This is a genomic window from Hymenobacter sp. J193 (assembly GCF_024700075.1).
Lineage (GTDB): Bacteria > Bacteroidota > Bacteroidia > Cytophagales > Hymenobacteraceae > Hymenobacter.
In genome coordinates, this window is record NZ_JAJONE010000001.1 from 2,518,447 (window position 1) to 2,539,703 (window position 21,257).

Here is a 21,257-nt window from a genome sequence, read left to right on the forward strand (position 1 = left end):
TGGGGCCGGCTACTTGGCCGGCCTCGTTATTTTGCTTGCCAGCCATGAAGTTTACAGTTGCCACGCGAAGTCGCCCGCGCTTTTCTGCCCTCCTCACGGCTGGTCTGCTGACGGCCGGGCCGCTGGCGGTGGCGCAGGTGTACCCGCCTCCCGCTCCGCCGGCCACCGATACCATGGCGGCCGACCAGGTGGGCCGTGACCAGGAGTTTGCCACGCCCTCGGTGGTGGGCATGGGGCCCAGCAAGGGCCTCGTGTTTCACTACGAGCGGATGCCGCGCTTCAACGTAGCCTCCGACAGCAAGGTGGGCACCGTGACCGACTACAAGGGCGAGGCCACCAAAAATGCCCGCCTCATCATTAAAGGCTACATTCCGTTTCTCAACCGCCCGCACCTGAAGGTGGTGATGGGCATCAACTATGAGCGGGAGGAGTTTCAGTTTGCACCCCCGGCCAACTACCAGCTCTACCAGAACATCGAAGACAAGGGCCTGAAGGTACTAGGCGCCCAGCTGGCCGTTATCCGCCCCGTGAATACCGTGAACTGGTACTTGTTTCGGGTGAAAGGTGAGCTGAACGGCGACTACACGTCCTCGGAGCTAGCCATCAAGGACTACTTGAAAGTGTCCTCGGAGTTTGTGTACGGCTGGAAGCGCAGCCCGCAGTTTTCCTGGGGCCTGGGTTTGCAGCTGGGCTACACCTTCGGGCGGCAGAGCATTTATCCGGCGCTGCTTTACAACCGCACCTTCAACGACAAGTGGGGCGTGGAGGCCCTGTTCCCGGCCCGCGTGACGGTGCGCCGCAACCTCTCCGACCGGTCCCTGCTTTTTGCCGGCTACTCTGTCGATGGCCTCAGCTACAACATCAAGCTGCGTGAGCCAATCACCAACGACGAGGGCCGGCAGCTGCGCACCCTGGAGCTGCGCGAAACCGAGGTACGTGGCCGCCTGCGCTGGGAGCGGGAAATCTACGACTTCCTCTGGTTTGGGGTGGAAGGTGGCTACCGCTACAACTACGCCTTCGATGCCTTCGACCGCAGCAACAACGACCGGCGCAAAATCATCGACTCCAAACTGGCCAGTGCCCCCTACGCCAGCCTGGAGCTTTTCATTGTGCCCCCGCGCAAGTTCCTGAACAAGACCCTAAAGAAATAAGCTGTTTGCCTCAAGGAAAAGCAACAAAAAAGGCCCGAAGAACTAGTCTTCGGGCCTTTTTAAATGCGTGCAATTTGCTGCCGCGCGTTCAGAGTTCCGGTGGCTTGGCTTACATCAAATAGCACCGGGCCAGGTAAGTGTAGCCTTACCGCCGGCGCGTGCTGCGCTTTTTGAGGTAGGCGTAGGTAGCCGTTTGCGCCTGTATGCGGGGCGTGTCGGTATCCTCGTGGCCGATAAAGTGGTTGTGGAAGTCGCGGGACTTCACGTTGTCCTGACGCTGCAAATCCAGCAGGTCGCGCACTTCCTGGCGCACCGCCGGGTCGTAGAGTGGGAAGGCTACTTCCACGCGCCGGTCGAGGTTGCGCACCATCCAGTCGGCGGAGGCCACGTACACTTTCTCCTCGCCGCCGTTCCCGAACACGTACACCCGCGCATGCTCCAGGTAGCGGTCCACAAGGCCGCGCTGCTGCAGGTTTTCGCTCTGCCCGGGCACCTGCGGCACGGCGCACGAAATTCCCCGAATCAGCAGCTCCACCCGCACGCCAGCCTGGCTGGCGTCGTAGAGACGCTGAATCATGCTCTCGTCCTGCAGGGCGTTCAGCTTGAGAATGATGTAGGCGTCGTTTCCGGCCTGAGCCTGGCGGATTTCTTCGTCGATGAGGGCAATAAGCTTTTCGCGCAGCTCAAACGGAGCCACCAGCAGGTGCTCGAAACCGGTTTGCGGCACCCGGTCCAGGAAAAAGCGAAACACGCGTCCCACCTCATGGGTCAGCCGCTCGTCGGCCGTGAGCAGGGCGTGGTCGGCGTAGATTTCGCTGGTAACCTCGTTGAAGTTACCGGTGCTGAGCATGGCGTACTGGCGCGAACGGTCGTTTTCGACGCGGGTGATGAGCACCAGCTTGCTGTGCACCTTCAGCTCCGGCACGCCGTAGATGACGTTGGCCCCGGCCCGCTGCAGCTTCTCGGCCCACTTGATGTTGGATTCCTCGTCGAAGCGGGCTTTCAGCTCTACCACTACCGTCACCTGCTTGCCGTTTTTCACGGCTTTCAGCAGGGCTTTGGCTACTTCGCTTTTGTCGGCTACCCGGTACAGCGTGATGCTGATGGCCGATACGGCCGCATCCTGGGCGGCTTCGCGCAGCAGGCGCAGTACCAGATCGTAGCTCTGGTAGGGGAAGTGCAGCAGGTGGTCCTGCCGGGCAATGGCATCCAGGAAGGAGCCGGTACGCAGCAACGTGGGATGCTTGAGTGCGGGCTGATCCGGGTACTTGAGCTGTGGCAAGCCTAGGTCCGGGAATCCGAAAAAGTCCCGGAAGTTGTGGTAGCGGCTGCCTTCTACCAGTTCACTTTTGTCGATGTTGGTTTTCTGCTGCACGGCGCGTAGCACCTCCCGGGGCATGGCCGGGTCGTAGAGCAGGCGGGCAGGGTAGCCGGTTTCGCGCTTCTGCAGGCTGCTCTTAATTTTGGCCAGCAAGTTGCCTGAAACCTCCTCCTGAATGTCCAGCTCGGCATCCCGCGAAATCTTGATGGCGTGCACCTGCACCCGCCCGAACCGGGGAAACAGCTCCTGAGCGCAGCACCGAATCACGTCGTCCAGGAACATGACGTAGCGCTCCTCACCCTGGTCGGGCAGGCGCACAAAGCGGCCGCCGTGGCGCTTGGTGGGCAGCTCCATCACCAGCACTCGCTCGTCCTCCTCGCCTTTTTTCTTTTGCAAGGGCTGCGTCAGGAAGAAGGTGAGGTACACGGTCTGATCCTTCAGAAACAGGTGGTGCAGAGTGTCGTCCAGGATAACGGGCGAAAGCAGATCCTGCACCCGGTCCCGGAAATACTGCTGCACCCACTGGCGCTGCTCGTCGGTGAGGTCGTGCTCGTTGATGAGGTGAATGTGCTGGGCGTGCAGCTCGGGCAGAATCTGGTTGCGGAACGTGTCGCCGAATTCCTGCTGCTGGCGACCCACTTCACGTAGCACGTCGTCGAGCTGCCGGGCCGGATCTTCGCCCAGCTTGGCCAGGGTTTTCTTCTTGAGCTTGAGCAGGCGGCGAATGGTGGCCACCCGCACCTTGAAGTACTCGTCGAGGTTGGAAGAAAAGATAGCCAGAAACTTCAGCCGCTCCAGCAAAGGCACCTGGGGGCACTGCGCTTCCTGCAGCACGCGGTGGTTGAAGGAAAGCCAGCTCAGCTCCCGGTCCTGAAACCGGGGCAAGGTGGGGGTAGGCTGATGACTCATGAAGCAAGGGGAAAGGGTGGTCAGTTAGCTTCGGTGGTGCTTGGGCGCGTCGAAGAAGTAGTATTCGGCGTTGGTGCGGTCCAGGTCCTGCCAGCGTTCAATGTTGAACTTCAGGCACACCACCGCGGCCGTGGGCATTTCGGGAATGGCGCTGGGCGAAAGCAGGTTGGCAAAGTCGGTGATGGTGTTGTTGTGGCCGATGAGCAGCACCGCGTCGGCCTCGTCGGGTAGCTCGCGCACCACGGCCAGCAGCTCCAGCGGGTCGGCGCGGTAAATGCGCTCCTCTACTTTGATCTGCTCGTGCGGGTAGTGCAGTTCCTTGGCTACCAGCGCCGCCGTGCTGAGGGCGCGCACGGCGGTACTGCTCACCAGCAAATCCAGCTTGATCTGGCGACCGGCCAGGGCCCGGCCCATAGCGGGGGCATCGTCGCGGCCCCGGTCGTTGAGGGGCCGGTCGTGGTCGGAAAGGTCTTCGAAGCTCCAGCTGGATTTGGCGTGGCGCATCAGGTACAGGGTCTTCATAAGCAGGGGCGGGAAAGCGTAGCGCGCTTCTTTACTGCCGACCTTGGCAAATGGTTCTGTATCAGCTCAAGATTAACCTGTAAATAAAAAGGCCCGCTGCGGAGCGGGCCTTTTCTGGGTGAGTGAGCTGTGGAATAGGGAGGGGGCATTCCCGTGCTGCAACAACGGGGGCGCTAAGAACGCAATTAATTGGTGATTCCACCACAGCGTAGCGGGAAAAAGCGCGGCTCGGCCCGCAACGGTAGGTTAACTATTGCGCTTCGTCCCAGCCTTCGGCGCTCTGGTTGGGGAAGCGCTGCGCATGCAAAGCCGAAACATGCCGCACCAGCAGCGCCCGCAACTCGTCGATGTTGGTGCGCTCCGTGGCCGAAATGAAGATTACTGGGTCGTGGAGCTTGGCCATGTAGGTAGCCTGCAGCTGCTCCAGGGTGGGCCGGGGCACATGGTCTTCGTCGGGGTTCATGCCTTCGAAATCTTGGGGTGTGTCGGCCGCGGCGGCACCGTACTGGTCAATCTTGTTGAAGACGAGCAACATGGGCTTGTCGGCCGCCCCAATGTCCTTGAGCGTGTCGTTCACCACCGCAATGTGGTCTTCGAAGGCGGGGTGGGCAATGTCTACCACGTGCACCAGCAGATCGGCCTCCCGGATTTCATCCAAGGTGCTTTTAAAGCTCTCAATCAGGCGCGTGGGCAGCTTGCGGATAAACCCAACGGTATCGGAAAGCAGGAAAGGGGTATTCTCCAGCACTACCTTGCGCACCGTGGAGTCGACGGTGGCGAAGAGCTTGTTTTCAGCAAACACGTCGGCCCGGCTTAGCAGGTTCATGATGGTGCTTTTGCCCACGTTAGTATAGCCAACCAGCGCGACCCGCATAATGCCCGTGCGCGACTTGCGCTGGGTGTGGCTTTGCTTGTCCAGCTCCTTTAGGCGTTCCTTCAGGAAGTCAATTCGCTCCCGCACTACGCGGCGGTCGGTTTCGATTTCGGTTTCACCCGGTCCGCGCTGGCTTACACCGCCCCCCGCTGCTTGTCCAGGTGAGTCCAGAGGCCGGTGAGGCGGGGCAGCAGGTATTGGTACTGGGCCAGTTCCACCTGCGTGCGGGCCGTGGCCGACTTGGCCCGGCTGGCGAAAATATCGATGATAAGCAGGGAGCGGTCCACGATTTTCACCTGCAGCTCAGCTTCCAGGTTGCGCAGCTGGGAGGGCGAGAGGTCATCATCGAAAATGACCATGCTCGTGCCGCTGTGCTGCACGTAGGCCTTGATTTCTTCGAGCTTGCCCTCTCCCACAAACGTGCGGATATCGGGCTTTTCGAGGCGCTGCACAAAGCGACGCGTTACTACGGCGCCGGCGGTTTCGGTGAGAAAGGCCAGCTCATCGAGGTATTCCTGGGTGAGGGCATCAGCCTGGCGCTTGTCGGGCACGGCCACCAACACGGCCGTTTCCTGCTGCTGCGCGGTTTCGTAGGTAGCGTCTTTGTTGCCCTGGGCCAGAATACGGCCGGCGCGGCCCTTGGCGCTGTCCACGGCGCCGGGGTGGCGGGTGCTGTTGTTGGGTTGGCGGCCTTTGGAGGCGGGTTTGTTGGCCATGGCGAGAAGCGGAAAAAAGAAAAGAAGCCTGCTAGGGCGGCTGCCCTCTTACGATGAAAACAGCCAAGAGGTAGGTAAGAGAACAGGTAACTGACAATCTACTCCTGTCTCGTGCAAACGGTTACCTCATCAGGGCTGCTGCAGCGTGAGCGAGTAGGCGGCTACCAACTCAATCTGCTCGGAACTGAGCTGGTTTTTGAAGCCGGGCATGTTGCCCAGGCCATTTGTAACCATGTACACCCGGCCGGCCTGGTTGAGGTTGCTCTTGGTGAGGTCGTGGGCGCCGTTGAGGCCGCGCTTGCCGTCGGAGCCGTGGCAGGGCGTGCAGTTTTGCTCATACAGAGCCTGGCCGGGCGCCAGCACCTGGCCAGCAGCCACCGTGGCATCGGGCTGCCGGCCGGGCTCCTGGCCCTGGCAGGCCGTCAGCAAAGCCGCGCCGAGCAGGCCAGTGAGCAGAAAAGAGCGGAGAGTACGCGGAGAAGACATCATATTGGCAGCAAACAACGTAACGCGGCGCAAAATAACCGAAACTACGCCGCAAGGCCGGCCGAGCCGCCCGCAACGCCTACCTTTGCGCCTCGAACTCTCTCTGCTGCATGCGCGTCGCCATCGTCATCAATACCTCCTGGAACATCTGGAACTTCCGCCGCAGCCTGGTGAAAGCTCTGCAGGCCGCCGGCCACGAAGTGCTGGCCATAGCGCCACCCGATGCCTACTCCGCGCGGCTGGAAACCGAGCTGGGCTGCCGCTACGTGCCCGTCCTGATGGAAAACAAGGGCACCAACCCGGCCAAGGACGCCCTACTCACGCGCCGCTTCTACCAGATCTACCGGCGCGAGCGGCCGGATGTGGTGCTGCAGTACACCATCAAGCCCAACATTTATGGCACGCTGGCCGCCAAACTGGCCGGTATTCCCAGCGTCAACAACGTGTCGGGCCTGGGCACGGTGTTCATCGTCAAAAATCTGGTGAGCAAGGTCGCCCTTGGGTTGTACCGCTTCGCGTTCAAGTTTCCGCGGCGCGTATTTTTCCAGAACGACGACGACCGGCAGCTGTTTCTCGATCATGGCCTGGTGCAGAAAAGCATTACCGACCTGCTGCCCGGTTCCGGCATCGACACTACTGCCTTTCAGCCCGCCACCACCTTCCAGCGCCACCAGCCCTTCACCTTCCTGATGATTGCGCGAGTGCTCTACGAAAAAGGTGTGGAAGAATACTTTGAAGCTGCCCGTCTGGTGCGCGAAGCCTTGCCCGGCACCCGGATTCAGCTGCTGGGCGGTATTGATGAAAGCGGGGGCGTGGGCGTGAAGCGGGCCGTGTTTGAGCAGTGGCTGCAGGCCGGTCACGTAGAATACCTCGGCACTTCCGACAACGTAGCTGCCCACATTGCCCAGGCCGACTGCGTGGTGCTGCCCAGCTACCGCGAAGGCACGCCCAAAACCCTGCTGGAAGCTGCCGCCATGGGCAAACCCATTGTGACGACGGACGTGCCCGGCTGCCGCGAAACCGTAATAAACGGCGTAAACGGCCTGCTTTGCCAGGTGCGCAGCGGCCCCGACCTGGCCGAAAAAATGCTGCAGGTACAGCGCCTCCCGGAAACCGGGCTGGCCGAAATGGGCCGCGCCAGCCGCCAACTGGCAGTGGAGAAATTCGACGAGCAGATTGTGCTCGATAAGTACCTGCGCGTGGTGCAGGAAGTAGGCCGGCGCCGCTGATTTTTAACTTTTCTGTTTTATAGTTTTCTCTTACTGGCTGGTATGGAGTTTCGGTATTTTGATATTCCCGGCGTGGTCGAAGTGCTGCCGCGCGTGTTCGGCGACGCCCGCGGGGCCTTCTTCGAGTCGTTCAGTGAGCAGCGCATGCGCGAGGCCGGCATTGTGGGCGAGTGGGTGCAGGACAACCAGTCGCGCTCCGACCGGGGTGTGGTGCGGGGCCTGCACTTTCAGGAGCCGCCCCACGCTCAGGCCAAGCTGGTGCGCGTAGCCGCTGGCCGCGCCCTCGACGTTATTGTGGACATTCGCCGCGACTCGCCCACCTACGGGCAGCACGTGGCCGTGGAGCTGGATGCCACCCGCTACAATATGCTGTATGTGCCCGTCGGCTTCGCCCACGGCTTCACGGCCCTGGAAGACAACACGCTCTTCCTCTACAAGTGCACCAACTACTACGCCCCCCAGGCCGAAGGCGGCCTGCTTTGGAACGACCCAGCGCTGGGCATCCAATGGGGCGTAGAAAGCCCTACTGTCTCCGCCAAAGACCAGGTGCTTCCCCTGCTGGCAGATCTGGATAGCCCATTTTAAGCTGTCTTTGCAAGACGAAACTGTCATTGCGAGGCAGAGCCGAAGCAATCCGTCCTGTACAAAATCAGACGCGTCCTTCTACCAGAAAGCCCTTACTCGTCGCGTATGAGTAAGGGCTTGTCACGTCTCAGGGCTTGGGGCATTGCGCAGGACGGATTGCTTCGTCCTGCGTCCTCGCAATGACAACTCACTAACTCACCGTTACAGCAGCTCCACCAGCGTTTCCAGGCCCATGCCGCGGGAGCCTTTCACCAGGATTTGCTGACCCTGAGGCGTGTTGTGGGTTAGCCAGGCGGCGGCTTCGGCTTTGGTAGGGAAGTGGTGGAAGCCGGGGCGACGGGCGGCGGCCATTTCGGCGCCACACAGCACCACCGAGCCAAACCCGTAGCTGGCCAGCTGCTCACCCAGCGCGTGGTGCTCGGCCGCACTTTCCGGGCCCAGCTCAAACATGTCACCCAGTATCACCATTTTGCTGCTGAGAGCGCCGGGGCGGCTGGCAAAGCTGGCCAGGGCCGCCGCCATGCTGCTGGGGTTGGCGTTGTAGGCATCCAGCACCAGCTCGTTGTGCTCCGTGCGCACCAGCTGGGAGCGGTTGTTGGTGGGGGCGTAGCCGGCCAGCGCGGCGGCAATATCGTCCGCCGATACGCCGAAATGGGCGCCCACGGCGGCGACGGCGGCCAGGTTCAGGAAGTTATAGCCCCCGTTTATCTGGGCCTCTACCGGCGTGCCGTCAAACAGGCGCAGCACTACGTGTGGCGCCGCACTAAGCAGCTCGGCGGGATAGGTGTCGGCCGGTCCGGGGTAGGTAATCTGCTGCGCCACAACCTGGGCGCGCTCCGTCACCTGCGCATCGGCGGTGTTTACGAAGGCCGTGCCTTCGTGCGCAGCCAAGTAGTGCCACAGCTCGCCTTTGCCCCGCGCCACGCCCTCGGTGCCCCCAAATCCTTCGAGGTGGGCCTTGCCGATGTTGGTGATGAGGCCGTGCGTAGGCTCGGCAATGCCGCAGAGCAGCTCAATTTCGCCTTGGTGATTGGCTCCCATTTCTACAATGGCCACCTCGTGCTCCTGGGGCCGGATGCTGAGCAGCGTGAGCGGCACGCCAATGTGGTTGTTGAGGTTGCCGCGCGTGTACTGCACCCGGTAGCGCCGGCTGAGCACGGCGTGCAGCAACTCCTTGGTAGTAGTTTTACCGTTGGAGCCCGTCACGGCCAGCATGGGGCCGGTAAACTGGCGGCGGTGCTCCCGCGCCAGCTCCTGCAAAGCCACCAGCGGATCGGGGGCGTAGGTGTAGCGGTCCGGGTCCTGGGCGGCCAGCTCGGCATCGTCTACCACTGCAAACCGCGCCCCCTGGGTTAGAGCCTGCGGGGCGAAGTCGCGACCCCGGAAGCTGGGGCCGTTCAGGGCCACGAACAGGGTGCCATTCTGGGGTTGGCGCGAATCGGTGCTGACGCCGGAGCAAGCCAGGAAGCGGGAATAGAGAGCAGAAGGCGCGGCCATAAAAAGCAAGGGTGTAACTTCCGGCGGGGCAGCGGTGTTGGCTGCTAAAACCGCCTTCCGAATGATTCGACGCGTAAGACTAGGACTACTTATCGGGCTGCTGGCCGCCGGCCCACTCGGGGCGCAGGCGCAGCAGGCAGTTAGCTGGGGCCTGGAGTACCAGCCGCTGGCAAAAGTAGCACACGGCTCCGAGACGCTGCCCCTGGCTTGGGCCGGCGGCTTCAACGCCCCACAGTTCTCCTCCATCGACCTCAACCAGGACGGCTGGAGTGACCTGTTTGCCTTCGACCGCATGAGCAACCGGGCCACCACCTACCTGAACGTAACCGACGCGGCCGGCCAGCATAGCTGGCAGTACGCCCCGCAGTATGAGGCCCTGTTTCCAACTGAAATGCGCAACTGGGCCCTGTTGCGCGACTACGACTGCGACGGGCGCCCCGACCTGTTTACCCACGCCAATGGGGGGGATATTCGGGTGTACCGCCAGGACGTGGATGCGCAGGGCCAGCTGAAATTCACCCTGGTCAGCAGCCAGCTGCAGTTCTTCAACTCGGCTACCAACAGCGGCAACATCTTTGCCGGCGCCTACGACGTACCTTCCATTGATGACGTGGACGGGGACGGCAAGCTCGATTTGCTGCTGATGGACTTCGTGTCGGCCTCCACGGTGAGCTGGTACCGCAACGTGAGCCCGGCCTGCGGCGGCCTCAGCTTCCGGCTCGAAACCAACTACTGGGGCCGGTTCAACTCCTGCTTCTCTTCCTGCACCAGCTTCGTGTTTGATGCCAGCTGCCGCGCCGCCGCGCCCCAGCACACCGGCGGCTTCATGCTGACTTCTTTCGACCTGGACGGGGACGGTGACCGGGACCTGCTCACGGGCCGCGACCAGTGCCCCGAGTTGGTAAGCCTCCACAACGACGGCACGCCCGCGCAGGCTTTGATGAAAAGCGCCGGCCAGAACGCCCAGTTCCCGGCGGGCACTACGCCCGTGCTGCTGCCTAACTTTCCCGGTGCCTACTTCGCCGATGTGACCTTCGATGGCCGCCCCGATTTGCTGGTGGCGCCCACGCTCATCAACAATGCCGACCAAGTGGCCCTGCGCCAGAATACGTGGCTTTATGCCAACACCGGCACGGGTGCGGCGCCCGCTTTCACCTACCGCCAGCCCGATTTTCTGCAGGGGCAAATGGTGGACGTGAGCGAGGCCGCTACGCCCGCCCTGGCCGATATTGACGGAAACGGACTGCTGGATTTGCTGGTGGCCAGCGCCGGCGACGTGTCCACCGGCGGCACCTACCGCGCCGCCCTGCACTACTACCGCAACGAAGGCAGCGCGCAGCAACCAGCCTTCAAGCGCGTTTCGGAAGACTACCTTGGGCTGGCGGCCAAGGGCTTCACCAACCTGAAACCGACTTTTGCCGACCTCAATAAAGACGGCGCCTTGGATTTGGCCTTTGGGGCTTCGCTGAACGGCGCCTTCCGCCTGTGGTATCTGCTTAACCAGGCCGCGGCCGGCCAGCCCGCCCGTTTCGAGCTCACCCAGCTCAAGGAAGCGGCTGGTCTTGGTAACCTCATCAGCCTCGCGCCTGCTTTCGCCGACCTCGACGGCGACCAGTACCCCGACCTGGTGGTGGGTACCAACGAAACCAGCGGTGCCGGCGCCTTGCGCTACTACCGGCAGGTGCCTGGTGCCGAGCTACAGTTCACATTAGTGATGGACGATTTTGGGCAGGTGCGCACCGCCGATGACTATGTGCCCACGAACCTGCAGCCGCTGCTGGTCGATCTGGATGGCGACGGTAAGATGGACTTGCTGACTTCCGACAACTCGGGTGCTGTCCGCTTTTTCGCCGATGTGGCCGCCCAGACCGGCGCCTTCACCGGGCGCACGGATTTGTTTTACCAGCCTCTCACCGGGCAGTATGGCTCGGCCCGCCTGGGTAGCTCCACCAGCCTGCGCCTCGGCCTGGCCGCCGCCGACCTCACCGGCGACCAGCAGCCGGAGCTGCTGATTGGGCTGGAAGAAGGCGGCCTGCAAAGCTTCCGCCTCCGCCGCGACGTGGAAACAGCTACGCGACCAGCCAAAACAACCTTCAGCTTTCAGGTGTACCCCGTGCCCGCCACCAATCAGGCCACCGTGGAAACGCCTGTGCCCACCCGCCTGACCGTGCTGGACCTGACTGGGCGCGTGGTGCGCACCGTAGCGGATCTGCGGCGCGTGCATCAGCTTCAGCTTCAGGGGCTGGCCCGGGGCGTATACGTGGTACGCGCCGAAGCTGCCAATGGGCAGCTGGCCACCCGCCGCCTGGTAGTGCGGTGAGGGCTATGAGGGGGAGAGATTATAAAGGACGTCATGCTGAGCGAAGCCGAAGCATCTCTACGCCAAAGTCATTGTAAATTAATGCAGTGGAGATGCTTCGGCTTCGCTCAGCATGACGGTCTATGGAGCTTTGAGGAGTGGTAACAAGTCCTCACTCAACGCAGGGTAAAGGGGTCGGCGTCCTGCAGGGCGGGGAAGCGCCGACGGTAGGCGTCCAGCTCGTTGCGGCGCAAAGTGCGCGTGATGCTGGTTTCGTGGTTGCCGACTTCCACCAGATACTCACCCTTCATGTCCAGCAGAGCCGAGTCGCCGGCATAGTGCTGGCCGTGGATGTCCATGCCCACGCAGTTGACGCCGAGCGTGTACGCCAGGTTTTCTATGGCGCGGGCGCGGAGCAGCGTCATCCAGGCGGTGCGGCGAATGGCCGGCCAGTTGGCCATGTAAATCAGCAGGTCATAGGGTTGCTCGGCCGAGTTGCGGCTCCATACCGGGAAGCGCAGATCGTAGCAGATGAGGGGCCGGATGCGCCAGCCACGCCACTCCTCCAGCAGTAGGGTGGTGCCGGGCGTGTAGGTGTCCTGCTCCCGGGCGAAAGTAAACAGGTGATGCTTGTCGTAGTGGCTGTACGTGCCGTCGGGGCGCACCCAGAACAGGCGGTTGTAGAAGCGTCCGTCGTCCCGCACCATCAGGCTGCCCGTTACTACCGAGTCATGTCGGGCAGCTACCTCCCGCAACCAGGCCAGGCTGGGGCCTTCCACCGGCTCGGCCAGCGCCTCGGCTTCCATGCTGAAGCCCGTGCTGAACATTTCGGGCAGCACGATAATGTCCGAGGAAAACGACAGCTGGCTAAGCAGCCGGGTAAGCTCGGTGCGGTTGGCCTCAGGCTGATGCCATTGCAGGGCAGCCTGCACGAAAGAAACGGTTAAATCCGACACGGTAGGGAGGTTGAGCAGAGACGAATATGGAGAGGAAACGGGCGGGCAACTTACTGATGACCTGAAAAGCCAGCAGGCAATGCAATAGGAGATAAGTGCGGAATTTTTGGATTAAGGTACGTGCGATTCAGAAGATAACAAAGCAGTTGCTTGTTGTCAGTTTCCGGTTGACAGTAGCCGACCCAAGCCCCAGCTTCCTCTCCGAAAAGGAGCCGGGGAGCCGGACGTGGAGCTGTGCAGTGCCCATGAAACTGCTCCAACAACAGGCAACTAACAACCAGCAACAGGCAAATCACAACTGGCTTAGTCGTTCGGCTGCTGCTTGCAGGGTTTCGTCGCGTTTAGCGAAGCAGAATCGTATCAGGCCGTCGTCGTGCCCATCGTGGTAGAAGGCCGACACCGGCACTACCGCCACCCCGGTTTCGGTGGTGAGGCGAGAGGCAAACTCCACGTCGGGCAAGCTCGAAAGCTGCCGGTAGCGGGCCAGCTGAAAGTAGGCGCCGGCCACCGGCAGCAGCTCGAAGCCCGTATCGGTCAGCAGCCCGGCAAACAGGTCGCGCTTCTGCTGGTAGAAGACGGGCAGCTCCCGGAAGTGGTCGGCGTGGGAAAGCACATCGGCCAGGGCGTGCTGGGTGGGTGTGTGCACGGCAAATGTGAGAAACTGGTGTACCCGCCGCACCTCGGCCGTGAGGGCAGGCGGGGCCACGCAGTAGCCCACCTTCCAGCCGGTAGCGTGGTAGGTTTTGCCAAACGACGACAGCACGAAGCTCCGCTCGGCCAGCTGTGGGTGTTGCAGGGCGCTGCGGTGCGGCTGCCCATCAAATACCATGTGCTCATACACCTCATCCGACAGCACTAGTGTATCCGTGTTTTCGAGCAGGGAAGCCAGCGTGTTCCAGTCCTCGGCCGTGAGCACCGCCCCGCTGGGGTTGTGCGGGGTGTTGAGCATGATGAGCCGGGTGCGGGGCGTGAGAGCGGCCGCTACCTGGTTCCAGTCGGGCCGGAAATCGGTGGGGCGCAGGGGCACGTACACGGGCCGCCCGCCCTGCAGCCGGATGGCAGGACCGTACAAATCGTAGGCGGGCTCCAGCACCAGCACTTCGTCGCCCGGATGCACTACCGCTGCCAGCACCGCGTACAGGGCCTCGGTGGCCCCGCTCGTGATGGTAATTTCGGTGGCTGGGTCGGGGGCGGGCACGCCGTAGAGCAGGGCCGTTTTATGGCTGATAGCCTCGCGCAGACGGGGTAGGCCGGGCATAGGCGCGTACTGCTGGTGGCCGGGCGTGGTGGCGTGCCGGGCCAGGGCCTCCAGCAGCTCCTGCGGCGGGTCGTAGTCGGGGAAGCCCTGGGCCAAGTTGATGGCGCCGTGCTCCTGGGCCAGCTGCGACATCACGGAGAAAATGCTGGTGCCTACGTCGGGCAGCTTGGAGAGAAGGGCAGGGGTGGGCATGCAGGCTGGAAAGAAGGTCGGATAGAGGGCGTAATCTACGCCGAAGAATTTACCCCGGCGCGTCCTGAAAACGCCCGCGCTACAAAGTCAAAACCTTGGGCTGGCATAGCCGAAAATGCGGCCAACGCGTTACCTTGCCGGCTATGCGCGTGTGGTTCTGGCTTGCTTTCCTTAGTGGTGTGCTGGTGGCGGCTCCGGCCGTGGCTCAGCAGTTTCCGGTGCTCAATCAAAATCCGCCGTCGTTGCGGTGGTTTGAGGTGCGCACGGCTCACTTCCGGGTGCTGTATCCGGCCGGCTTCGAGCAGCGCGCCCAGCGAACGGCCCGGCGGCTGGAGCAGGTGTACGAGCCGGTGGGTGCCTCGCTCGGTGTGCGGCCCCGGCCCGTGACGGTGGTGCTGCAAACCCAGAATACCATCGGCAACGGCTTCGTGACGGTGCTGCCGCGCCGCTCTGAGTTCTTTACCACGCCGCCCCAGGACCCGTTCTTGTCGGGCACCATCGACTGGCTCGACCAGCTGGCCATCCACGAGTACCGCCACGTGGTGCAGTACGAAAAGCCCCGGCAGGGCGCGTCGCGGCTGGCGTACTGGCTGTTTGGCTACGGCGGGCTGGGCACCACCACCATCGGCGTGCCCGACTGGTTTGCTGAGGGCGACGCTGTAGGCACCGAAACCATCCTCACGCGCAGCGGCCGGGGCCGCATTCCGGCTTTCGACGTGGACCTGCGGGCCAACCTGCTGGCGGCGCGGCGCTACACCTACGCCAAAGCGGTGGCCGGCTCCTACCGCGACAACGTGCCCAACCACTACGTGCTGGGCTATTTTCTGACTTCCTACGCCAAGCGCCGCTACGGACCCGACGTCTGGGGGCCCGTGCTGGACCGCTACTATCGGTTTCCGGCTTACCCGTTTTCGTTTTCCCGCAGCTTGCGCCGCACCACCGGCCTGCGGGTAGAAGACTTGTACCGCCGCACCCTCGCCGAGCTGGACTCCACCTGGCGCCGTCAGGCCGCGGCCGCGGTGCCTGCGCCGGCCGGTGTGGCCCCCGCGTACTTTGCCACCCAGCCGGAGCGCCGCGTTTTCACCCAGTACCAATACCCGCAGTACCTCAACGACAGCACCGTGGTAGCCCTGAAAAGCGGCCTCGGCGACGCGGCCCAGCTGGTGTTGCTGCACCGCAGTGGCCGGGAGCAGCCGCTGCACATGCCGGGCCTGCTCAACCTGCCCGAAATGCTGTCGGCAGGCGGCGGTAAAGTGTGCTGGCCCGAGTACCGCTACGATGCCCGCTGGCTGCAGCGCGTGTATTCCGAGCTGCGGGTGCTGGATGTGGCCTCCGGCAAAGTTACGCGCCTCACCCCCCGGGGCCGCTACACCGCCGCCGCGCTTTCGCCGGACGGTACGCGCCTGCTGGCCGTGCGCACCGATGCCACCTACCGCACCGAGCTGGTGGTGCTGGATGCCCGCACCGGCCAGGAGCTGCAGGTGCTGCCCAACCCCGACAACCACCAGCTGCAGCAGCCTCGTTGGAGCGCCGACCAGCGCCGGGCTGTGGTAATTACGCTCAAGCCCGCTGGCAAGGCGTTGGAAGAAATTGCCCTGACGACGGGCCAGGGCAGGGAGCTGCTGCCGGCCGCGGCGCTCAACATCAGCCACCCCCAGCCCTGGGGAGACTACGTGCTGTTCAACTCTCCGCAGTCGGGCCAGGACCAGGTGTACGCCGTGCATACCGGCACCGGCCAGCGCCTGCAAGTCACTCACGACTCCCTGGGGGCCTACCACGGGGCCGTATCACCAGACGGGCAGCGCCTGGCGTTTCACGTATTCCGGAGCACCGGCAGCTGGGTGGCCGAGCTGCCGCTGAACCCCGCACTCTGGACGCCCGCTGCCCCCGGCCACGACCCAGCCGCCTACATCGAGCCCGTGGTGCGCACCGATGCCGGCGCCCGGCAGGTAGGCCCCGTACTGCCCGGCGACTCCTCGGTAGCCGCCCCGGACCAGCCGCTAAGCGTGCGGCGCTACCGCCCAGGCGCGCACCTGTTCAACGTGTTCAGTTGGGGACTTATTCAGTCGCCTTCGGGTAGCGGGCTGAGCTTGGGCGTCAGGACGCAGGATGTGCTGAGTACCTTGCAGACGGTGGCCGGCGTGGGCTACGATCAGACGGAGCGCACCGGCCGCGTATTTGCCACGGCCAGCTACCAGGGCCTTTTTCCGGTGCTCGATGCTACTCTAGAACGAGGCCAGCGCCGTACTGCGCTATTTATTGATCAAGATGAGACGCTGGACAGCCTGCGCCGCGACCAGTGGCAGTACACCAGCCTGACGGTGGGCGGCCGGGTGCCGCTGCAGCTCACCCACAACCGCTTCCGGCAGGCCCTCACGGTAGGCGCTTACTACACCGCCCAGCAAAGCCAGGGTTACGATTTGCCTTACCGTTCCCTGAACCAAGTGGGCCGCAACTCCCTGCATCTGCTGTCTACGTCCCTGTCGTACTACCGCCTGCTCAAGCAAAGCCAGCGGGACGTGGCGCCGCGCTGGGGCCAGACGCTGTTGCTCTCAGCCCGCACTACGCCATTTGGCCTCGGGCTTTCCACCTGGCAGCTGGCGGCGCAGGGCAACGGGTATTTTCCGGGCCTCGGGCGCCACCATTCGGTGCGGGTGCGGGCCGGCTTCCAGCGGCAGAAGGTAGATGCTTTTCCCCTTTCCGGGGCCGTATTCTTTCCGCGCGGGCAGAGCTACTACAACTTCACCCAGCTACTGACGGGTAGTGCCGAGTACCGTCTGCCCCTGGCCGACCCCGATTGGACGCTGGGCCGCTGGCTGTACGTGCAGCGCATTGTGGGGGGCGTATTCTACGATGCTGCTCTAGGCGACCTGCCTACCCGCACCGACGATGGGCGCCTCGATATCGTGCGGGAAAACTACCACACCATCGGCGCAGACGTGTCGTTCGTGTTCAATGCCCTGCGGCTGCGCACCCCGTTTGAGCTGGGTGTGCGCACCATCTATAACGTGCGCTCGGGCGAGTGGCTGGTGCAGCCGCTGGTGCTGGATATCGGCTTTTAATATTGTAGGTTGTTTGTTAGGAGTTGTTCGTCGGTGTCAGAATACGGACGACTAATAATAAACAACAGCAACTACCCTAAAGCGAAGGGGGGGCCGGGGCTACCGACGCGGCCAGCGGCGCGTGGCTGGGCTGCAGCTCAAAAGCCAAACGGGGCTGCTGGTGCGCGTCATCGTAGAGGTAAAGGCGGCGGCCGCTGGTTTCGTAGTAGGAAACCTGACCGAGCAGGTTCAGGTAGCGCAGCTCAAACTTCGCGGTGGCATCATCGCAGTGCAGCATGGTGGCAATGACGTGCACCCAGGAGCGCACCCGCAACGACAGCGGGCAGGAAAAGGTACCGCTACCCGCCAGTGGCTGCGGCAGCGCACTTAGCGACCAAGCCGCCGCCGAGGAAAATCCGGCGTCGGAAGGACGGGTGGTGTGAGTTGTTGGAAGCTTTTTGCCGTCGAGGGAACACAAAAGCCAGGGCGGGGAGCCCGCAGACGTGGGCAGGGCATACGCAATGCTGGCTGCCAGTAAGCCGGCAGCTAACCCACTGAATAATATAGCGTGGCGCGTAGTCATAAAAAGCAGGCGGGCAGTTGAGCTTGCGGGAATATTCGATGAATCTGCTGGGATAAGACCCTATTGCCGGGCCCAAAGGTTGCATGAGCGCAGAAACTTTAACGATAGTTGGACAAGCCGGAAGGGCGCAATAAGCTACGCAGATGGTCATGTATCCAAAAAAATCAGCCCCTACCCGGCGGTTAGCGGGCAGGGGCTGGCTCCCAGGTTGCGGCGGATATGGCTACTTGGTTTGCAGCAGCTGCGGGAACTCCCGGGCAAAGTGCTGGTAGCGCGGGGTAGATACCGTCTGGATGTACGGGTTTTCAGGGTGGTGCACGAAGTAATCCTGGTGGTAGCGCTCCGCTGGGTAAAAGACCTTGAACGGCACTACCTGCGTCACGATGGGGCTGGAGTAGCGCCTGGAGGCGTTTACCCGCTTTATCTCGGCCTCAATCTGCGCTTTTTCCTGGGGCGTGCGGTAGAAGGCAATGGAGCGGTACTCCTCGCCTGCATCAGGGCCCTGGCGGTTGAGAGTGGTAGGGTCGTGCTGCACGAAAAACACCTTCAGCAGGGTTTCAAAGCTGATGACTTTGGGGTCGTAATACACCTGAATGGCCTCGGCGTGGCCGGTGCCGCCCCGGCCTACCTGCTCGTAGGTAGGCGAAACCGTAGTGCCGCCCGAGTGCCCCGAAATAACGGTACGCACCCCTTTCAGGCTTTCAAACACGTGCTCGGCGCACCAGTAGCAGCCGCTGGCAAACGTGGCCACCGCCTCGCCCGCCTGGGGCTTGGGCAGCTCGGCAAAGCGGTGGTCGTCCTGGGTGGGCTGGCTGCCGGGGGCGGCCTCGCAGCTGGCCGTGCCCAGCACGGCCAGCAGGAGAAATAGAAGTTTTTTCATGTGCATGCTCAACATACGCAGCCGCCCGGGAGTTCGGTCGTAGCCAGACAACACACCTTCACAATTCCAGACGCACGGGGCCGTCGATAGGGTAGCCGGTACAGGTGAGCACCAGGCTCCGCTCGGTTTCCTTATCGGTCAGGACTTCGTTCAGGCTCATCCACACGCGGCCAGCGGTGCAGCGGGCCACGCAGTTGCCGCACTGGCCGGCCTCGCAGCTGTAGGGCAGCGCCAGCCCCTGCTGCCGGGCCGCCTGTAGAATAGTACTCGGGTACTGCACCAGCACTACGTGTTCCTGCCCGCGCCAGCGGATATTGACCGGGTAAGCAGCCGTATCAGGCGGCACGCGCGTGGCAGGTACGGCAATGGGGGTAAACAACTCCCGGCGGATATCGGCCAACGGCAGCCCCGCCGCGTGCAGGGCGTAGGTAGCCATGCGCATAAAGTCGAGCGGGCCGCATACGTAGGCCCGCGTGCCAGCCAGCGGGCCGGGGCTGAAGCGGCGCACCAGGTCTTCCAGCAGCGGCTTGTGCAGACGGGCCCGCTCCAGGTTGGCGTCCACGCTATAAAGCAGCTCCAGGTGCAGCCGCTGAGGAGACCGAGCCTGCAGGGCCAGCAGCTCCTCCCGAAACAACGTGCGGCTTGGCGTGCGGTTGCTGTACACCAGCAGGACGCGGGCAGTGGGGTGCGTGTGCAACGCCGTTTTCAGCAGCCCCAGAATGGGCGCGATGCCGCTGCCAGCCGCTACCAGCACCAGTTGCCGGAAGGCGTCCGGCTCCTCGGGCAAGGTAAAGAATCCGGCCGCGCCAATGGTCTGAAGCTGGTCGCCGAGGCGGGCATCATCTACCAGCCACCGCGAAATCAGCCCGTTATCGATGCGCTTGACGGTAATGGTCAGCGGCTCGCCCAGGGCTGGGGCCGAGCTGATGGAGTAGGAGCGGCGCACCTCACGGCCGTACCGCCGCAACTGGAGGGTGAGGTACTGCCCGGCTTGGTAGGGCAGCGGGGCCGGAGCCACGGGCGCCAGCACAAAGCTTTTCACCCCGGGCACTTCATCCCGGATAGCCTCAATACGCAGGGAAATAACAGCAGAAAGCAGCTCAGCCATAGCACTCGCAACGTACGCGCCCGGGCGCAGGATTCAAACCAGCCGTTACCGGCCCACCCGGAAATAAGCTACCGGCTCGGGGTTGGTGTCGTCGAACAGGCGGAGGGTACTGTCGAGCACCACGTAGCGCCGGGTGGCGCGCAGGGCGGTAAAATAGCGGTTCTCGAAGCCGGTAGCATCATCCTCGCACGTAGCCAGCGTAACGGTCAGCTGATCGAAGCTGAGCTGGTTTCCGGCGGCGGTGATGAAGGTGCCACCCATGCCGTTGCAGTACGCGTGGGCGGCCAGCCGCCCGGTGCCGGCGGAAAGCTGAAGATCGGGCTTCGCAAAAAAGTTGGGGATTTCGCTCACGGGCGTCGTGCCCAGAATCGTCAGTTGCCAGCGGGTATCCAGCAGGAGCGGCTCAGCGGGCCGGGGCTCATCTTCCACCGGGTGAATGCAGCCCGGCAGGAGGCTGGCGGCTAGCAGGCACAGGGCGGCAGAATAAAAAGTAAGGCGCATACTACAGCAGCGTTAAATCAAGCCTGATTAGGATACTTGCCCGGCTCGAAAAGTTGCATGCCAGCCTCTGCCAAGCCTTTCTGCGTTTTACAGCTTACGAAACGGGTGGGCACCCCGGGCCAGCCGCTCGGTAAACTCTACGGCCCGGCGGGCGCGGGTTTCGGGCTGCTTGGCCGTGGCTACGTGCCCGGCAATGGCCCGCTGCATGCTGCCGCTGATTTTCTGAAAGCCTGCTAACGCTTCGGGCCAGGCCTCAAACGCCTCGGCCAGCTCCTCAGGCAAGTCCACGCGGTCCGGCTCGGGGTCGGGGGCCAGCGTAAGCGAAACCAGCTGGCCTACCTGCACCCCGGCCTCCCGGCACATGTCTTTGTTGAGCATGAGGTAGCGGCCCCCACCCGGCAGCGGCAGCAGCCCCCGCCGGATGGCGCAGCCGTTGAGCGTGCCCACCACCCGGCGGGGCAGGGGCTGGCCCAGCGCTGCCAGCACCAGCGGAGGCACTACCACAATCTGGGTGGGCATAAAGCTGGGGCCGCCGTGCTCCAGCCGCGCCTCAAACACCTGCACTGCCGCCATCCTTAACCGAAACTACTTGGCTGGCGTGAGCTTGCTGGGGCCGGCCAACGCCAGCTCGCGGGCAATCTGGAACGTGAAGGGCTCGGAGGCCGACTCATCGATGCGGCGCTGCATGATGCGCAGGTGCGAAAGGTCGTCGCCGGGCAGCACGGCCACGTCGGCGCCGGTGCCGGAGCCGGGCTCGTAGCTGCGGAAGCCTACTATCCAGCCCTGGGGGTAGCCCGCGCGCTCGGCCTTGGCGGCGTCTACCACGTCGGGCTTGCCAGGAAAGGAGCCAAGGTTGATTTCCTTGGTTTCCTTGCCAACCAGCTTCAGGAACGCCTCCGTGCGCAGGGCCCCGGCTACGGGCTTGAAGCGCAACGACACCGTCAGGGCTTCGGGGCCGGGCGCGGTTTTCAGCTGGGGTGCCTCCTTGGTGGCGGGCGCGGTGGCCGTGCCGTCGGCCGCGGCGGTATCCAGGGCAGTCTGGTCGGTGGTGGTAGCTGCGGGCTGCTCGGCCGGCTGGCTGGTTTGGTTGCAGCCGGCCAGCACTACGGCCGCCAGCACGGGCAGGAAAAGGCGTTTCATCGAAGAAAG

At 63.3% G+C, this 21,257-nt stretch carries 17 protein-coding genes and 1 pseudogene; 5 read left to right on the forward strand and 13 right to left on the reverse strand.

Annotation, left to right across the window (positions count from 1 at the left end):
* Nucleotides 1–44: 44 nt before the first annotated feature.
* A complete protein-coding gene (locus LRS06_RS10930; protein ID WP_257871515.1) occupies nt 45–1,151 on the forward strand; it encodes a DUF6268 family outer membrane beta-barrel protein in 1,107 nt (368 codons plus the stop codon).
* Nucleotides 1,152–1,296: 145 nt separating this feature from the next.
* Here the strand turns inward: LRS06_RS10930 and ppk1 are convergent, their stop codons facing one another.
* From ppk1 to LRS06_RS10950, 4 genes and pseudogenes are all read right to left on the reverse strand, one after another.
* Complete coding sequence (gene ppk1 / locus LRS06_RS10935; RefSeq protein WP_257871516.1) at nt 1,297–3,381, reverse strand: polyphosphate kinase 1; 2,085 nt, start codon at nt 3,379–3,381, stop codon at nt 1,297–1,299.
* Nucleotides 3,382–3,405: 24 nt separating this feature from the next.
* A complete protein-coding gene (locus LRS06_RS10940) occupies nt 3,406–3,903 on the reverse strand; it encodes a histidine phosphatase family protein (protein ID WP_257871517.1) in 498 nt (165 codons plus the stop codon).
* 250 nt (nt 3,904–4,153) lie between these two features.
* Nucleotides 4,154–5,493, reverse strand: a pseudogene (gene hflX / locus LRS06_RS10945) (GTPase HflX).
* A gap of 129 nt (nt 5,494–5,622) precedes the next feature.
* Complete coding sequence (locus LRS06_RS10950) at nt 5,623–5,982, reverse strand: cytochrome c (protein WP_257871518.1); 360 nt, start codon at nt 5,980–5,982, stop codon at nt 5,623–5,625.
* Nucleotides 5,983–6,089: 107 nt separating this feature from the next.
* Between LRS06_RS10950 and LRS06_RS10955 the strand changes: the two genes are divergently transcribed.
* Nucleotides 6,090–7,208, forward strand: a complete 1,119-nt coding sequence (locus LRS06_RS10955; RefSeq protein WP_257871519.1) for a glycosyltransferase family 4 protein — start codon at nt 6,090–6,092, stop codon at nt 7,206–7,208.
* A gap of 42 nt (nt 7,209–7,250) precedes the next feature.
* On the forward strand, nt 7,251–7,793 hold the full coding sequence (rfbC, locus tag LRS06_RS10960; protein WP_257871520.1) for a dTDP-4-dehydrorhamnose 3,5-epimerase: 543 nt from the start codon (nt 7,251–7,253) through the stop codon (nt 7,791–7,793).
* A 201-nt stretch (nt 7,794–7,994) separates the two neighbouring features.
* Here rfbC and murF read toward each other — a convergent pair whose 3' ends face one another.
* Nucleotides 7,995–9,290: a UDP-N-acetylmuramoyl-tripeptide--D-alanyl-D-alanine ligase gene (gene murF, locus LRS06_RS10965; RefSeq protein WP_257871521.1), complete on the reverse strand. Its 1,296-nt coding sequence runs from the start codon at nt 9,288–9,290 to the stop codon at nt 7,995–7,997.
* 61 nt (nt 9,291–9,351) lie between these two features.
* Here murF and LRS06_RS10970 point away from each other — a divergent pair, with 61 nt between their 5' ends.
* Nucleotides 9,352–11,610, forward strand: a complete 2,259-nt coding sequence (locus LRS06_RS10970) for a T9SS type A sorting domain-containing protein (protein ID WP_257871522.1) — start codon at nt 9,352–9,354, stop codon at nt 11,608–11,610.
* A gap of 155 nt (nt 11,611–11,765) precedes the next feature.
* Here LRS06_RS10970 and LRS06_RS10975 read toward each other — a convergent pair whose 3' ends face one another.
* Both LRS06_RS10975 and LRS06_RS10980 read right to left on the reverse strand, forming a co-directional pair.
* The gene (locus LRS06_RS10975) at nt 11,766–12,545 is read right to left on the reverse strand and encodes an amidohydrolase (RefSeq protein ID WP_257871523.1); all 780 of its coding nucleotides are present in this window, start codon (nt 12,543–12,545) and stop codon (nt 11,766–11,768) included.
* Nucleotides 12,546–12,837: 292 nt separating this feature from the next.
* Nucleotides 12,838–13,995 (reverse strand): methionine aminotransferase, encoded by a 1,158-nt coding sequence (locus LRS06_RS10980; protein WP_257871524.1) that lies wholly within the window; start codon nt 13,993–13,995, stop codon nt 12,838–12,840.
* A 143-nt stretch (nt 13,996–14,138) separates the two neighbouring features.
* Here LRS06_RS10980 and LRS06_RS10985 point away from each other — a divergent pair, with 143 nt between their 5' ends.
* The gene (locus LRS06_RS10985) at nt 14,139–17,057 is read left to right on the forward strand and encodes a hypothetical protein (RefSeq protein ID WP_257871525.1); all 2,919 of its coding nucleotides are present in this window, start codon (nt 14,139–14,141) and stop codon (nt 17,055–17,057) included.
* Between the two features lie 76 nt (nt 17,058–17,133).
* Here the strand turns inward: LRS06_RS10985 and LRS06_RS10990 are convergent, their stop codons facing one another.
* The 6 genes from LRS06_RS10990 to LRS06_RS11015 form a co-directional block, all read right to left on the reverse strand.
* Nucleotides 17,134–17,619, reverse strand: a complete 486-nt coding sequence (locus tag LRS06_RS10990; RefSeq protein WP_257871526.1) for an META domain-containing protein — start codon at nt 17,617–17,619, stop codon at nt 17,134–17,136.
* A 223-nt stretch (nt 17,620–17,842) separates the two neighbouring features.
* On the reverse strand, nt 17,843–18,499 hold the full coding sequence (gene msrA / locus LRS06_RS10995) for a peptide-methionine (S)-S-oxide reductase MsrA (RefSeq protein ID WP_257871527.1): 657 nt from the start codon (nt 18,497–18,499) through the stop codon (nt 17,843–17,845).
* 58 nt (nt 18,500–18,557) lie between these two features.
* The gene (locus LRS06_RS11000) at nt 18,558–19,607 is read right to left on the reverse strand and encodes a ferredoxin--NADP reductase (protein ID WP_257871528.1); all 1,050 of its coding nucleotides are present in this window, start codon (nt 19,605–19,607) and stop codon (nt 18,558–18,560) included.
* A 45-nt stretch (nt 19,608–19,652) separates the two neighbouring features.
* Nucleotides 19,653–20,108, reverse strand: coding sequence for an META domain-containing protein (locus LRS06_RS11005; protein ID WP_257871529.1), 456 nt, complete (start codon nt 20,106–20,108; stop codon nt 19,653–19,655).
* 87 nt (nt 20,109–20,195) lie between these two features.
* Nucleotides 20,196–20,681 carry a YdeI/OmpD-associated family protein gene (locus LRS06_RS11010; protein WP_257871530.1) on the reverse strand — a complete coding sequence of 162 codons (486 nt, stop codon included), beginning with the start codon at nt 20,679–20,681 and terminating at the stop codon, nt 20,196–20,198.
* Between the two features lie 12 nt (nt 20,682–20,693).
* Nucleotides 20,694–21,248: a hypothetical protein gene (locus tag LRS06_RS11015; protein WP_257871531.1), complete on the reverse strand. Its 555-nt coding sequence runs from the start codon at nt 21,246–21,248 to the stop codon at nt 20,694–20,696.
* Nucleotides 21,249–21,257: the final 9 nt, after the last annotated feature.

What these genes read in the sequence shown, in the direction of transcription:
- LRS06_RS11005 (WP_257871529.1), bottom strand. Translation starts at nt 20,108, where the DNA reads ATGCGCCTTACTTTTTATTCTGCCGCCCTGTGCCTGCTAGCCGCCAGC.
- LRS06_RS10955 (WP_257871519.1), top strand. Translation starts at nt 6,090, where the DNA reads ATGCGCGTCGCCATCGTCATCAATACCTCCTGGAACATCTGGAACTTC.
- murF (WP_257871521.1), bottom strand. Translation starts at nt 9,290, where the DNA reads ATGGCCGCGCCTTCTGCTCTCTATTCCCGCTTCCTGGCTTGCTCCGGC.
- LRS06_RS10940 (WP_257871517.1), bottom strand. Translation starts at nt 3,903, where the DNA reads ATGAAGACCCTGTACCTGATGCGCCACGCCAAATCCAGCTGGAGCTTC.
- LRS06_RS10980 (WP_257871524.1), bottom strand. Translation starts at nt 13,995, where the DNA reads ATGCCCACCCCTGCCCTTCTCTCCAAGCTGCCCGACGTAGGCACCAGC.
- LRS06_RS11000 (WP_257871528.1), bottom strand. Translation starts at nt 19,607, where the DNA reads ATGGCTGAGCTGCTTTCTGCTGTTATTTCCCTGCGTATTGAGGCTATC.
- ppk1 (WP_257871516.1), bottom strand. Translation starts at nt 3,381, where the DNA reads ATGAGTCATCAGCCTACCCCCACCTTGCCCCGGTTTCAGGACCGGGAG.
- LRS06_RS10930 (WP_257871515.1), top strand. Translation starts at nt 45, where the DNA reads ATGAAGTTTACAGTTGCCACGCGAAGTCGCCCGCGCTTTTCTGCCCTC.
- LRS06_RS11015 (WP_257871531.1), bottom strand. Translation starts at nt 21,248, where the DNA reads ATGAAACGCCTTTTCCTGCCCGTGCTGGCGGCCGTAGTGCTGGCCGGC.
- msrA (WP_257871527.1), bottom strand. Translation starts at nt 18,499, where the DNA reads ATGAAAAAACTTCTATTTCTCCTGCTGGCCGTGCTGGGCACGGCCAGC.
- LRS06_RS10990 (WP_257871526.1), bottom strand. Translation starts at nt 17,619, where the DNA reads ATGACTACGCGCCACGCTATATTATTCAGTGGGTTAGCTGCCGGCTTA.
- LRS06_RS10950 (WP_257871518.1), bottom strand. Translation starts at nt 5,982, where the DNA reads ATGATGTCTTCTCCGCGTACTCTCCGCTCTTTTCTGCTCACTGGCCTG.
- LRS06_RS10970 (WP_257871522.1), top strand. Translation starts at nt 9,352, where the DNA reads ATGATTCGACGCGTAAGACTAGGACTACTTATCGGGCTGCTGGCCGCC.
- LRS06_RS11010 (WP_257871530.1), bottom strand. Translation starts at nt 20,681, where the DNA reads ATGGCGGCAGTGCAGGTGTTTGAGGCGCGGCTGGAGCACGGCGGCCCC.
- rfbC (WP_257871520.1), top strand. Translation starts at nt 7,251, where the DNA reads ATGGAGTTTCGGTATTTTGATATTCCCGGCGTGGTCGAAGTGCTGCCG.
- LRS06_RS10985 (WP_257871525.1), top strand. Translation starts at nt 14,139, where the DNA reads ATGCGCGTGTGGTTCTGGCTTGCTTTCCTTAGTGGTGTGCTGGTGGCG.